We start from the raw sequence: 12,796 nt of genomic DNA on the forward strand, positions 1-12,796 counted from the left end.
GAACTAGACTGGCAAGTTTGCCGTGTTCCCAGAATCCCCAACTTCAAACCGTTAAGAAACGAAGTTTTAGGTTAAGTTGGGGTAGTTCAAAATTATTTTTCGGCGTTCTTATCAGATTGTCATTGTAATTGAGATGAGAATCAGAATTACTCCAATCAAGGTGCAGTTAAATGAGAGCTTCTTGAAGTGGATGGGTTCGTTCTTTTTTTCCGATGCGACTTTGCGAACGTCGATTTTTCGCTTTTTGAATTCCTCATCGCTTTCTCCCTTGCGCTGCTTTTGAAACCATCCTGCCATCAGATGTGCATGCAGCAGGATGTCAACCATCATGATGCAAAGACAGAAAAGGCCAAGCATGAATAGAAGGTTTGAACATGGCAGACGATATTCGTTCAGGCATGAGATTGAAGAAACGATCAGGGCAACTGCGATGATTACCGGCGTCCAGGGAAGCCAGAGGTTTTCTTTAACAAATTTCAATTTAAAGTTCCTTCCTTAAATGATGCGGTCATTTTTGATGTGTTTCAAGAATTCATCATAGTAGCATTTGAAAATTTCTGATTGGGATTCCTCTTCAAGCATTTCCTTTGGGAAAAAGAAACGTTCGTCGCCCAGGGACTTGTTGGTTAAGGCTCCGACCAAAGCTGAAACGTTTGAAAGTTCAACCAGATCGCCGTTTTTTTCCAGCAGCTTGATATTAGCCTCGTCATATTTGTATGGAAGATCGAAGCTATTGTTCGTGCCGGTGTAGTAGTCGGCATTGTAACCGCAGTTTGAAACCAGTTCCTTTAGATTCTCCAGGCTGATTGATGCGGTGCCTGCATCGTAAAGCATTGACTTTAACGGATGACGATCCAGAAAACGGACGGCAAAATCGCTTAGGATCCTGTCCTTTGAATAGCGCCAGTATTCAAAGCACGTATTGAGCACGCCGTCATCCAGCCTGAGATAATCATCAAGCGTAAATTCCTCGTTAAAAAACGGTTCGAGATAGCTTTTGGCAAAACCGTCTTCAAGCTCGTTTTTCAGATACAAGTCCCTGGCGCGTTTCAGAAGGTGGCTCAAAATGACTTCCATCGAACGTGAAACGGGATGGAAGTAAATCTGCTGATACATCTGAAAGCGGCTGATGATATAATCTTCAACCGCATGCATCCCTGTTTTGTCGAAGACGATTCCGCCTTCGTAAGGCCGCATGACACGCAGGATGCGCGTCAGGTCAAACGTTCCGTAGTGCGTTCCGGTAAAATACGAATCACGCAAAAGGTAGTCCATGCGGTCGGCATCCAGTTTGCTTGAAATCATCTGAACGACTTGAGGATTAGGATAGGTCTTGTTGATGACGCTCGCGACTTTTTCGGGAAATTCAGGGGAAACTCCGCGCAGGATTGCATTTATTTCAGTTGATTGATCGGTAATGATCTTTTGGGTCATTTCTTCATGGTTTGTTGAAAAGATATGCTCAAAAGTGTGCGAATAGGCACCGTGTCCGACATCATGGAGCAAAGCTGCGCATAATGCCACCAGTCGTTCGGAATCATCCCAAAGACCGTCTGAAGGTTCCTTTGAAGGGTAGTTGCGTTCGAAAAGGTCACAGATGCGACGCGTTATTTCGTAAACGCCGACGGAATGAGAAAACCGTGAATGTTCTGCACCGTGAAAAGTCGAACTGGTGGTTCCGAGCTGCCTGATACGCCGCAGACGCTGGAATTCCCTGGTGTTGATCAAATCAAGAATGACTTGATGCTGGATATAAATATGATCGTGAACAGGATCTCTCAGAACCTTTTCTCTTTCGAGCATTTTTGGTGTATAATCTGTGATGATATTACCTTCTTTATGATGTTTTAGTTTCATTATACACAAAGAAGGCACGGCAAGAAAGGAAAGGTTTTGTCATTGAAAAACGGAATACCGGTCAAAATTGACGTAAGAACAAGACAGGTTCAAGCAGGAGAAAAAAAGGACTATTCGCAAGGCTTTGAAGGCAGACTGTCAGTCAAGAATCAGACGCTTTATCTGCGCTATGATGAAAGCAGCGAAACCAGGGTAACGTTTAAAATCAGCGAAGACGGCATTGACTTGTCGCGAAAAAGCGGTCAGATGAGATTGAAACTGCATTTCAATGAAGATGGAAAATTTGAAACCAGTTATTTGACGCCTTATGGGGCAGTTGAGATGACATGCAGGACTGATAATTGCGGGTTCGACTACGATGAAAAAGCTCAATGTGGATCTTTGGCAGTTGATTACAGGCTTTTTACGGGCGATGAAATCCTGGGAGAATACAAAATCAGATTGCAATTCGCAGCTTAATATAGTATGATGAAGAGTAAACTGTAGACAGTGGAAAGGACGTGTACCAGTGGAACTAGAAAAGTTCAAAGATGCCAACAGAAACGAATTGTCCATGATTGAGGTTGCTCATGCAATTCTTAATGAACATGGCAAAGAAATGGTATTTGCTGATTTGGTCAATGAGATTCAAACGTTTTTGGGTAAAAGCGATCAGGAAATTCGTGATCGTCTGCCTCAATTTTATATGGATCTCAATTTTGATGGCAGCTTCATCTCATTAGGTGAAAATACGTGGGGACTTCGCTCATGGTATCCATATGAATCGATTGACGAAGCGCTTGTTCACACCGATGATGAAGACGACGAAGATCGTCCGCGCAAAAAGAGCAGGAAGGTCAATGCCTTCCTGGACGATGCTGCTGACGATGATGACGTGATTGATTACAATGATGACGATCCTGAAGACAACGACCTTGACGATGATTATGAAGATGAAGATGATGAAGATGAAAATCGTGAATTGAAGGAATACAGTCGAGATCTTGACGATATCGACGATGCAGATGATGCTGACGACGATCTTCCTGACGGCATCGAAGGTCAGCTGAACGAGTTGGATGATGACGAAGATTCCGACGATGACGACGAATTATAATTTTTTGCTTGACGCTCGTCGATTAATTATGTAGAATGCTTTATGGGCGCCTCACATATATTGAGGCCAAGAGTACGGCACAGGCAAGCTCCCTATTCATAAAAGAGGAATAGGGAGCTTGTTATTTTTGTTGGAAAATACCCGAAAAATTTCAAAGGAGCTTTTTTATAATGACCAAGTATATTTTTGTTACTGGCGGTGTGGTTTCTTCGCTCGGCAAGGGAATTGTGGCTGCATCACTGGGACGTTTACTTAAGAATCGCGGTTTGAAGATTACGATCCAAAAATTTGATCCATATATCAATGTAGATCCGGGGACGATGAGCCCGTATCAGCATGGTGAAGTCTTCGTTACGGATGACGGTACCGAAACGGATCTTGATTTAGGTCACTATGAACGCTTCATTGACATCAACCTGAACAAGTACTCAAACGTTACGACCGGCAAAATTTATTCAGAAGTTCTGAAAAAGGAACGTCGTGGCGATTATCTTGGCGCAACGGTACAGGTTATTCCTCACATTACGAACATGATCAAGGAAAAGATCATGCGTGCGGGAACGGTCACGGACGCTGACGTTGTTATTACTGAAGTCGGCGGAACCGTTGGCGATATCGAATCTCTGCCGTTCCTGGAAGCTTTGCGTCAAATGCGATCCGAAGTCGGCAGCGAAAACGTTGTCTATATCCACACGACGCTTGTTCCTTACCTTCATGCAGCCGGTGAAATGAAGACGAAGCCGACGCAGCACAGCGTTAAAGAGCTTCGTGGTCTGGGAATCCAACCGAACATTCTGGTCGTCAGGACAGAAAAGCCGATTTCACAGGGCATGCGCAGCAAAATTGCCAATTTCTGCGACGTTGAACCAGAAGCCGTCATTGAATCGATGGATGTTGACACGCTTTATCAGATTCCTCTGAATTTGCAAGCACAGCACATGGATGAGATTGTCTGCAGGATGCTTCATCTTGACACGCCGCAGGCAGACATGACCGACTGGAAGTCGCTTTGCAACCGCGTCCGTAACCTTGAAGGAGAAGTCAAAATTGCGCTTGTCGGCAAGTATGTTCAGCTTCCTGATGCCTATATCTCGGTTAACGAAGCTTTGAAGCATGCCGGCTATAAGATTAATGCAAACGTCAGGATCGACTACTTTAACTCTGAAAAACTGACTGCAGAAAACGTTGCTGACGAGTTGAAGAATTATGACGGCATAATCGTTCCCGGAGGGTTCGGCGATCGTGGCCTTGAAGGCATGATTCAGGCTATTCGCTATGCGCGTGAAAACAACGTGCCTTTCCTCGGCATCTGTCTCGGCATGCAGATGGCCTGCATCGAATTCGCACGCGACGTCTGCGGACTTGAAGACTGCAACAGTACTGAAGTTGATGCAAACTGCAAGAACAACATCATCGATCTGATGGCTGACCAGGCTGATGTTGAAGACATGGGCGGAACGCAGCGCCTTGGCCTTTATCCATGCAAGCTCAAGCAGGGCACAAGAACGGCGGCAGCATATGACAATCAGGACGTGATTCAGGAACGTCACCGCCATCGTTACGAATTCAACAACGATTATCGTGAAATCCTGTCAAACAAGGGCCTGACGTTTGCCGGCACGTCTCCTGACAATCGTTTGGTTGAGGTTGTTGAAATCACTGACCACAAATTCTTTGTGGCTGCGCAGTACCATCCGGAATTTCTTTCACGTCCGCAGCGTCCGGAAGGACTGTTTGCTGAATTCGTAAAGTCCGCAGCTGAAAAATAATTTTTATTTCTTATGTATGGAGGCTGGGAAAAGCCATGCCTCAAACTGAAAACTCGGATGACTTGCAACTAATTGCAAGTCATCCGGGTTTTTGCGTATACAGGACAAGCTCCTGTTATGGCAGAAATAACCAAAAGAAGATTCGATGTCAAAGTGGATAAAAAAGCTCCAGACATCGAATCAGTCGATCTTTGGAGCTTTTAGAATTTATCGTTCCCTTAACCTTCCGTCATCAAGATCATAGACTCTGTCGGCCTGATCCAGCAATCGCAGATCATGAGTTACGGTAATGACGGCCTTGTTCTGATGATGGGCAAGACTGCCCAGAAGATTGCCGACTTCGTTGACGCGCGGCGTATCAAGCGCTGCCGTCGGTTCGTCTGCAAGAATGATTTCCGGGTTGGCATAAAGGGCACGCGCAATGGCAGCGCGCTGCATTTGACCGCCGGAAAGCTCGTTTGGATATTTGGCAGTCAGGTCAGAAATTTCAAGCGATTCAAGCAGTTTCGCAAGTTCTTCCTGACTGAGATTTTCAGTGTTCTTAACCTTGTCTACGAGTTCGAATTGTTCCGAAACGGTCAGATAAGGTACGAGATTATGGGATTGGAGCACGAAGCCGATTTTGTTCAGTCGGAGCTTTTCCTTGGAATTCGCCGGCATTTCGCGGGTATTCGTCCCGTTGATCAAAACGTCGCCGGAAGTCGGCTTCTGCAGGATGCCGGCAATCGTCAGAAACGTGCTTTTTCCGGAGCCGGACGGACCTAAAATCAGGACAAACTCACCTTTTTCTGCCCTGAAACTGACGTCTTTCAGGACGTGAACCCTGCTTGTGCCCTTGCCGTAGTACTTGTTGATGTTTTTCAGTTCGATTGCTTCCATTGTTCTAACCTCCGATTGCATTTGCGGGATCTACCTTGAGAATCGTTCTGATTGGAACCAGCGATCCGAGAATTGCCGCGACAAGCAGCAGGAATCCGACCAGTAGCATTGCCAAAGGTTCAAATTTCAAAGGAACCGAACCTGGAATTGCGAGCGAGCAGATGAAGGTCAGCAAGGTCCCGATGACAAGTCCGATTACGCCCAGAAGAAAGGCCTGTGAAATCGTATTTTTGACAAGAAATGACGAAGGGATGCCCTGTGCTCTTAAAACGGCAAAGTTAGCCAGCTTCTGGATGGTAATAATGTATTGGAAAACTCCCATGATGATGAGCGAAATCACCATCAAAAATCCGATCATCAAGCCGAAAGTGGCATTCTGAGCTTCGTATCCGGGAAGATTGTCAATCAGCTTCTGCTTGGAATACGTTGAAAGACCTTTTGCCTCAAAGGCCTTTTTCTGCGACACGACGGCGCTTGCCCTGAAGTTTCCGGGGACGTTTCTCAAAGCCTGCCAGTCTGAGAGGGTGCCGTAGATCACGGGTGAGATGTTGATTTTTGCATCATTGACGAACCCGATGACGGTGAACGTCCTGCCTTCGGAATTCAATTTGATTTTTGAGCCTTTCTTCAGTCCGGCCTGTCTGAATGATTCGTCAAGCAGGACATCGCCTGATTTTGTCGGAAAATTCCTGATGTCCCTTGAAATAAACCCGTTTTTTTCAAGGCCGATGAAGTTTGCACTCGTGTTTTTCATCTTTTTGTGCTTGGCTACGACGGATGCCTGTCCAAGCAGCGTTTCCTTTCCGGTTAAATGCAGGGCGCTGATTTGTTCAGATGTGATTAAGGATTGACGCAGGTTTACGTCCGCGTCCTTGTTCAATGCGATTGATTTGAAATTCCAGCTGTCGATTGCCGCGGTGTTCTGACTTCCCAGTCCCTGCGCAAGGCCGGTCAGGATAAAGATGAGCCAGCTGATGAGGGCAATCATGGCAATAATCATGCCATAACGTAATTTTTCGTGTTTTATTTCCTTGATTGCAAGATACATGTTAATTCCTTTCTGCCATTTGGCACCAGTGAGATGTTTGAATATTTATGTAAAAAGGAAAAGTATGTATTCTGACCCCCTAGTGCAAGGGTAACGTTCATAATTGAGAAAGTCAACAAAATCGCTCAGGACATAGCGCATTTTTGTTAAAAAAATGAGATAATATTTGTAATGATATTGAAACAATAGCCCATATCTTGTAAAATGCAATATGGCGCATTCTTTTTTCAGCGCATGCAAAATGAAGTTGAAGACGATTAATTTTGCATATTATTGATGATGATTCGAAAATGTTTTGAGTGAGGATATATTTGAAATGGAAAAAATGATTGTTAAGGGACAACAGAAACTGTCTGGCGAAGTTACAATCGGGGGTGCCAAAAACAGTACTGTTGCATTGATTCCTGCGGCCATTTTGGCAGACACGCCTGTTAAATTCGATTCGGTTCCGGACATTTTGGACGTTCATAATCTGATGTTGATTTTAAAGTCAATGAATGTCGATTCAACCTACAGACGAGGGGAACTTTTGGTTGATCCGACAAAGATCAGAAGCGTGCCTCTTCCCGGCGGTGCAATTCGCAGTTTGCGCGCCTCATATTATTTCATGGGGGCTTTGCTCGGAAAGTTCGGCGAAGCGGTCGTTGGTTTTCCCGGCGGAGACAATATCGGTCCACGTCCGATTGACCAGCATATCAAAGGGTTCAAGGCGCTGGGCGCGCATGTTGAAGAAAAGGACAACACCGTTCACATTACGACTGGTCCGGAAGGATTGCACGGAGCAAGAATCTTTTTTGACCTCGTTTCCGTCGGTGCGACGATCAACGTTTTGCTGGCTGCTGTCAAGGCCAAGGGACTGACGATTATGGAAAACGTTGCCCGCGAGCCGGAAATCGTTGATCTGGCAACTTTCCTGAATAATATGGGTGCTCATATTCGCGGAGCAGGCACAAATGAAATTCGCGTTCAGGGCGTTGATTCGCTCAAGTCAATGAACGTCCACACGATTATTCCCGATCGAATCGAAGCGGGGACGTATTTGTCGTTTGCCGCAGCCAACGGCAATGGCGTGCTGGTCAAAAACGTCATCACGGAACACCTGGATCCGTTCTTGTCCAAGCTGGAGGAAATGGGCGTCCGAATGGAAATCGACGAGGATGAGATTTATGTTCCGGGAGGAGACGTCTTGAGTCCGGTGAGCATCAAAACGGCTCCTTTCCCTGGATTTGCCACGGATCTGCAGCAGCCGATCACACCGCTTCTGATGCAGGCAAGGGGAAGTTCGACGATTATTGATACGCTTTATCCTGAAAGGACCAAGCATATTCCCGAGATGCAGCGGATGGGCGCAAGGATTTCAAGCAGGGACGGAATCATTACGGTCGGACATTCGACCAATCTGGCAGGAACAACGGTTGAAGCAGGCGAAATCCGCGCCGGAGTGTCCCTCGTCGGTCTTGCACTGATGGCAAAGGGAACGACCGTCATCAGCAAGGCAGACAATATTTTGCGCGGCTATGACCGGATCGTTGAAAAATTCAGGGGATTGTCAGTCGACCTTGAAGTAATCAATGAAAGCGAGAGTCTCAATCATTAGAAGAAAACGAGGGATGATATGAGCAGGAAGAATTTAACACTTGAAGATCTTCAAAAGAAGACGCTGAAGGAAATTTACGAGTACGCGCGTGAATACAAGATCAAATACTATAGTCAGATGAACAAGAAGGAATTGTCCCTGGCAGTCATCAGGGCGCAGGCCGAACAGGATGATTTCAGGATGAAGGGGATTCTTGAAATCTTTTACGATGACGGCGGCTATGGTTTTTTGAGACCGCTCAACTACAGTCCTTCAAAGGAAGACATCTACCTGTCGGCATCACAAATCAAGCGTTTTGGTCTGAGAAACGGAGATGAGGTGGCCGGAAGGGTCAGACCGCCGCGAAAAGGCTCTAATAACGACCGTTACGGCATGATGTACATCGATGCGGTCAACGGAAAAGATCCGGATGAAGCCAAGGGAAGGCCTCATTTCCCCGCTTTGACGGCAATTTATCCCGATAGAAAGCTGGTTCTTGAAAATAATCCCGGAGATTTGTCGACACGTTTGATTGATCTCTTCGCACCGATCGGATTTGGCCAGAGAGGCATGATTGTTGCACCACCCAAAGCCGGAAAGACCACTTTTCTGAAGAATATCGCAGCAGGGATTTCGAAAAATGCAGAAGATGCGAAGCTGATTGTTCTTTTGATTGATGAACGTCCCGAGGAAGTCACCGATCTGGAAGATTACGTTTCATCAATCAATCCGAACGGTGAAGTCGTTTATTCCACTTTTGACCAGCGACCGGAAAGCCATGTTCATATTTCGGAAATGGTTCTTGAGCGTGCGATGAGATTGGTTGAGGATAAGCAGGATGTCGTGATTCTGCTTGATTCGCTGACCAGACTTGCGCGTGCGTATAATCTCGTGATTCCTTCAAGCGGCAGGACCCTGTCCGGTGGTCTGGATCCGGCTGCCTTGTATCGTCCGAAGAAGTTTTTCGGATCGGCACGAAACGTCCGTGAAGGCGGAAGTCTGACGATTATTGCGACGGCTTTGGTTGAAACGGGCAGCAGGCAGGATGACATTATTTTTGAAGAATTCAAGGGGACCGGCAATCAAGAGCTCCAATTGAATCGCAATCTGGCCGAACGCCGGATTTTTCCGGCCGTTGACATCAAGAAGTCGGGCACGAGAAAAGAAGAACTTTTGCTGAGCCGGGAAGAACTTGAAGCAGTTTGGAAGCTTCGCAAAATTTCAACAGGCGATACCGTTCGTTTCACGAATGATATTTTAAAAGTCTTCAAGCAGACAAAGGACAATGCTGAATTTTGCCGGAAGGTCGAAGATTTGTCAAAAGCGAAACAGGCAGGCAAAAAAATCAGAAAAAGATGATTGCATGACTTGAAGTTTCATGTTATTATGAAGTATGTTGCGATAGCACAGAATAACTCTGATCCAGCAAATGGTTCAGGGCAAAGGAGCGAAATTATAATGAAACAAGGAATTCATCCAGATTACCATGAAGTTGTTTTCCTGGATTCTGCAACAGGCTACAAGTTCCTGTCAGGTTCTACGAAGACATCTTCAGAAACGATCGAATGGGAAGATGGCAAGACATACCCGTTGATTCGTGTCGAAATCTCTTGTGATTCACATCCGTTCTACACAGGTAAGCAAAAGTTTACGCAAGCAGACGGCCGCGTGGATCGTTTCAACAAGAAGTACGGCTTCACAAAATAAGACAGTTAATGAAAAACAGCCAGGCGTTCGTTTTCGGACACTTGGCTGTTTTCATGTTTTTCCAGAAAATGTGCCAGGAAAAAGCTGCGTCTTCCTCTTGAATTAAAAGGAATGCCGGACAAAACGGTGATTTTGGGGATATGCCCGTAACCTCATCAGTCTCTCATTCCATTTTACAAACAAAGCCCCGGATGAAATTTGCAGTTAACCGCAAATTTCATCCGGGGCTTTAGTTTCAGGCATGTCTTACCAACTATTTGAAGAGACCGAACTTGGCCTTATAGCCTGCATCTGAAACCGCATCCTTCAATGCCTTGTCCGTTACGGACGGATCAGCTTCGACGGTGGCCTTCTTTTGTTCAAGGTCGACCTCGGCGGATGTTACTCCGTCAACTTTCAGTAATGCTTCCTTGACGTGGTTTGCACAGTTCATGCATGTCATGCCTTTTACAGTAAATGTTTTTTCCATTGTTGATTCCTCCTGAATTAATTCTTATGATTAGAGTGTCTTGCGTTGAAAAAGCGCAGACGCAGGGCATTGGTAACGACAAAGACGGAACTGAAGCTCATTGCAAGCGCTCCGATCATCGGACTGAGCTTGAATCCGAATGCAGGATAGAAGATTCCGGCGGCAATCGGAATTCCGATAATATTGTAGATGAATGCCCAGAAGAGGTTTTCCTTGATGTTCCTGATGGTTGCCTTGCTGAGCTGGATTGCGGTTGAAACTTCAGTGAGCTGGCTTTTCATTAAAACAACGTCGGCTGAATCGATGGCGATGTCAGTTCCTGCACCGATGGCGATGCCGACGTCTGCTCTTGCAAGGGCAGGTGCATCGTTGATTCCGTCACCAACCATGGCGACTTTTTGACCCTTCTGTTGCAGCCTTTGAATCTCATGCTCCTTGTCAGCGGGCAGGACTTCTGCAATGACATTTTTGATGCCGGCCTTTTCAGCGATGGCTTTTGCGGTCGTTTCGTTGTCGCCGGTCAGCATGATTGTTTGAAGTCCCATTTGATTAAGTTCTTCGATTGCTTCCCTGCTTGTTTCCTTAATGACGTCTGCAACGTTGATAATGCCAATGAGCTGACTTTCACGGGCAAAGTAAAGCGTTGTCTTGCCTTCGGCTGCACCGCTTTCAGGAATTTCCGAGTCTGTTACCTTAATCTGGTTTTCATCCATCATCCTCAAATTACCGGCAAGAATCTCCTTACCATTGATGATACCACGAATTCCCTGGCCTGCAACCTGAGTGAACTTTTCGACTTCAAGCAAAGAAAGTTTTCTTTCCCTTGCAGAAGCCGTAATTGCCTGTGCCAGAGGATGTTCAGAAAGTGACTCAAGCGAAGCTGCAATCTGCAGAAGATCGTTTTTCTCTGTATTTTGCAAAGGAAAGATGTCAGTGACAACCGGTTTGCCCTCCGTAATCGTTCCCGTTTTGTCAAAAACAACCGTTTGAAGCTCATGCGTCGTTTCAAGCGCCCTGGCTGACTTGAACAGGATTCCGTTTACTGCACCCTGGCCGGTTCCGACCATGATGGCTGTCGGCGTTGCCAGTCCGAGAGCACACGGACAGCTGATGACAAGGACGGAAATTCCGATTGAAAGTGCAAATTCAAACGTTGAACCAAGCATCAGCCAGACGATGGCCGCAATAAAGGCGATGCCGATTACGATTGGAACGAAGACGCCGCTGACGCGATCGGCCAGATTGGCGATGGGGGCCTTGGAACTTGTTGCATCATCGACAAGTCTGACGATTTGAGCAAGGACGGTCTCGTCTCCTGTCTTGGTGACGCTCATTTTGAAATAGCCGCTTTTATTGATTGTGGCACCGATCGCCTTGTCACCTTCCTTCTTGTCGACCGGCAGACTCTCGCCCGTCAGAGCAGATTCGTCGACTGATGCGCTGCCGGAGATGATTACCCCGTCAACAGGGATGCTTTCGCCGGCCTTGACGATTACGACGTCGTCCTTTCTGACTTCTTCCACCGGAACGATTTCCTCCTGATTGTCACGCAGAACTCTGGCCGTTTTAGGCGCCAGATTCAGGAGCTTTGAAATGGCATCGGTTGTCTTGCCCTTTGCCTTTGCCTCAAGCGTTTTCCCGAGAGTGATCAAGGTCAAGATTGTTCCGGCAGATTCGAAGTAAAGATTCATGACGTGTGCCGAGACGCTTTTAAAATCCAGAAATCCCAGTCCGATGCCGATCTTGTAAATGGTAAAGACTCCGTAGACCAGCGCTGCAGAAGCTCCCAATGCTACCAGAGAGTCCATGTTAGGCGTTCCCCTGAAAAGAGACTTGAAGCCGTTGATGAAATAGCTTCGGTTAAAGTAAACGACCGGAAGCAGCAACAGGAACTGCGTGAAGGCAAAGGTGACGGCATTCGTTGTTCCCAGGAAGAAAAACGGCAATGGCCAGCCGAGCATGTGTCCCATCGAAAGGTAGATCAACGGGACGGTAAAGACGATTGACCAGATTAATCGCTGCTTATAGGAATCATACTCCCTTTGAGCCGGATTTTCTTCCGTATCCCCGGCCGGGGATGCATCATTTGAGCGAAGGGATGCTCCATATCCCGCATCGGAAACGGCATGTTCTATTTTGGCCTGGTCAAGCTTGTTTTCGTCGTAGTCAACCACCATGCTGTTTTTCAGCAGGTTGACCGTGACTTTTTTGACGCCCGGTTGTCTGGAGACGGCTTTTTCGACATGTCTTACGCAGGAGGAACAGGTCATCCCGGTAACGTCATAAGTTTCTTTTCGCATAAATACTTCTCCTTAAATTATAAATACAAATGCTTTAGATGGTATTTCTGTTTAAAATTAAAAAATATTTTTATCAGCCATGGAAACGCATTCTT

The 12,796-nt window shown here is 46.3% G+C and carries 12 protein-coding genes; 6 read left to right on the top strand and 6 right to left on the bottom strand.

The genetic code is table 11. The features are described from left to right. Positions 1-111: 111 nt before the first annotated feature. Both V7Z60_RS06425 and V7Z60_RS06430 read right to left on the bottom strand, forming a co-directional pair. Positions 112-480: a DUF3899 domain-containing protein gene (locus V7Z60_RS06425; RefSeq protein WP_334117021.1), complete on the bottom strand. Its 369-nt coding sequence runs from the start codon at positions 478-480 to the stop codon at positions 112-114. Positions 481-495: 15 nt separating this feature from the next. After that, on the bottom strand, positions 496-1,803 hold the full coding sequence (locus tag V7Z60_RS06430) for an HD domain-containing protein (RefSeq protein ID WP_334117022.1): 1,308 nt from the start codon (positions 1,801-1,803) through the stop codon (positions 496-498). A gap of 96 nt (positions 1,804-1,899) precedes the next feature. Here V7Z60_RS06430 and V7Z60_RS06435 point away from each other — a divergent pair, with 96 nt between their 5' ends. From V7Z60_RS06435 to V7Z60_RS06445, 3 genes are all read left to right on the top strand, one after another. Then, on the top strand, positions 1,900-2,316 hold the full coding sequence (locus tag V7Z60_RS06435; RefSeq protein WP_334117023.1) for a DUF1934 domain-containing protein: 417 nt from the start codon (positions 1,900-1,902) through the stop codon (positions 2,314-2,316). Positions 2,317-2,365: 49 nt separating this feature from the next. Further along, complete coding sequence (gene rpoE, locus V7Z60_RS06440) at positions 2,366-2,953, top strand: DNA-directed RNA polymerase subunit delta (protein ID WP_334117024.1); 588 nt, start codon at positions 2,366-2,368, stop codon at positions 2,951-2,953. Between the two features lie 170 nt (positions 2,954-3,123). Continuing rightward, positions 3,124-4,722: a CTP synthase gene (locus V7Z60_RS06445; RefSeq protein WP_334117025.1), complete on the top strand. Its 1,599-nt coding sequence runs from the start codon at positions 3,124-3,126 to the stop codon at positions 4,720-4,722. A 207-nt stretch (positions 4,723-4,929) separates the two neighbouring features. On the opposite strand, the gene V7Z60_RS06450 is transcribed toward V7Z60_RS06445, so the two are convergent. Further along, positions 4,930-5,601 carry an ABC transporter ATP-binding protein gene (locus tag V7Z60_RS06450; protein ID WP_334117026.1) on the bottom strand — a complete coding sequence of 224 codons (672 nt, stop codon included), beginning with the start codon at positions 5,599-5,601 and terminating at the stop codon, positions 4,930-4,932. 4 nt (positions 5,602-5,605) lie between these two features. Next, a complete protein-coding gene (locus tag V7Z60_RS06455; protein WP_334117027.1) occupies positions 5,606-6,649 on the bottom strand; it encodes an ABC transporter permease in 1,044 nt (347 codons plus the stop codon). Positions 6,650-6,965: 316 nt separating this feature from the next. On the opposite strand from V7Z60_RS06455, the gene V7Z60_RS06460 reads away from it, so the two are divergent. The 3 genes from V7Z60_RS06460 to V7Z60_RS06470 all read left to right on the top strand — a co-directional run bounded on the left by V7Z60_RS06460 (position 6,966) and on the right by V7Z60_RS06470 (position 9,932). Further along, complete coding sequence (locus tag V7Z60_RS06460; RefSeq protein WP_334117028.1) at positions 6,966-8,246, top strand: UDP-N-acetylglucosamine 1-carboxyvinyltransferase; 1,281 nt, start codon at positions 6,966-6,968, stop codon at positions 8,244-8,246. Positions 8,247-8,264: 18 nt separating this feature from the next. Next, positions 8,265-9,584, top strand: a complete 1,320-nt coding sequence (rho, locus tag V7Z60_RS06465) for a transcription termination factor Rho (protein ID WP_334117029.1) — start codon at positions 8,265-8,267, stop codon at positions 9,582-9,584. Positions 9,585-9,683: 99 nt separating this feature from the next. Beyond that, positions 9,684-9,932 carry a type B 50S ribosomal protein L31 gene (locus V7Z60_RS06470; protein ID WP_003696429.1) on the top strand — a complete coding sequence of 83 codons (249 nt, stop codon included), beginning with the start codon at positions 9,684-9,686 and terminating at the stop codon, positions 9,930-9,932. Positions 9,933-10,185: 253 nt separating this feature from the next. Here V7Z60_RS06470 and V7Z60_RS06475 read toward each other — a convergent pair whose 3' ends face one another. After that, positions 10,186-10,401: a heavy-metal-associated domain-containing protein gene (locus V7Z60_RS06475; protein WP_334117030.1), complete on the bottom strand. Its 216-nt coding sequence runs from the start codon at positions 10,399-10,401 to the stop codon at positions 10,186-10,188. Positions 10,402-10,418: 17 nt separating this feature from the next. Continuing rightward, positions 10,419-12,701, bottom strand: coding sequence for a heavy metal translocating P-type ATPase (locus V7Z60_RS06480; protein ID WP_334117031.1), 2,283 nt, complete (start codon positions 12,699-12,701; stop codon positions 10,419-10,421). Positions 12,702-12,796: the final 95 nt, after the last annotated feature.

The sequence above is a fragment of the Ligilactobacillus sp. genome, assembly GCF_036846325.1.
Taxonomy (GTDB): Bacteria; Bacillota; Bacilli; order Lactobacillales; family Lactobacillaceae; genus Ligilactobacillus.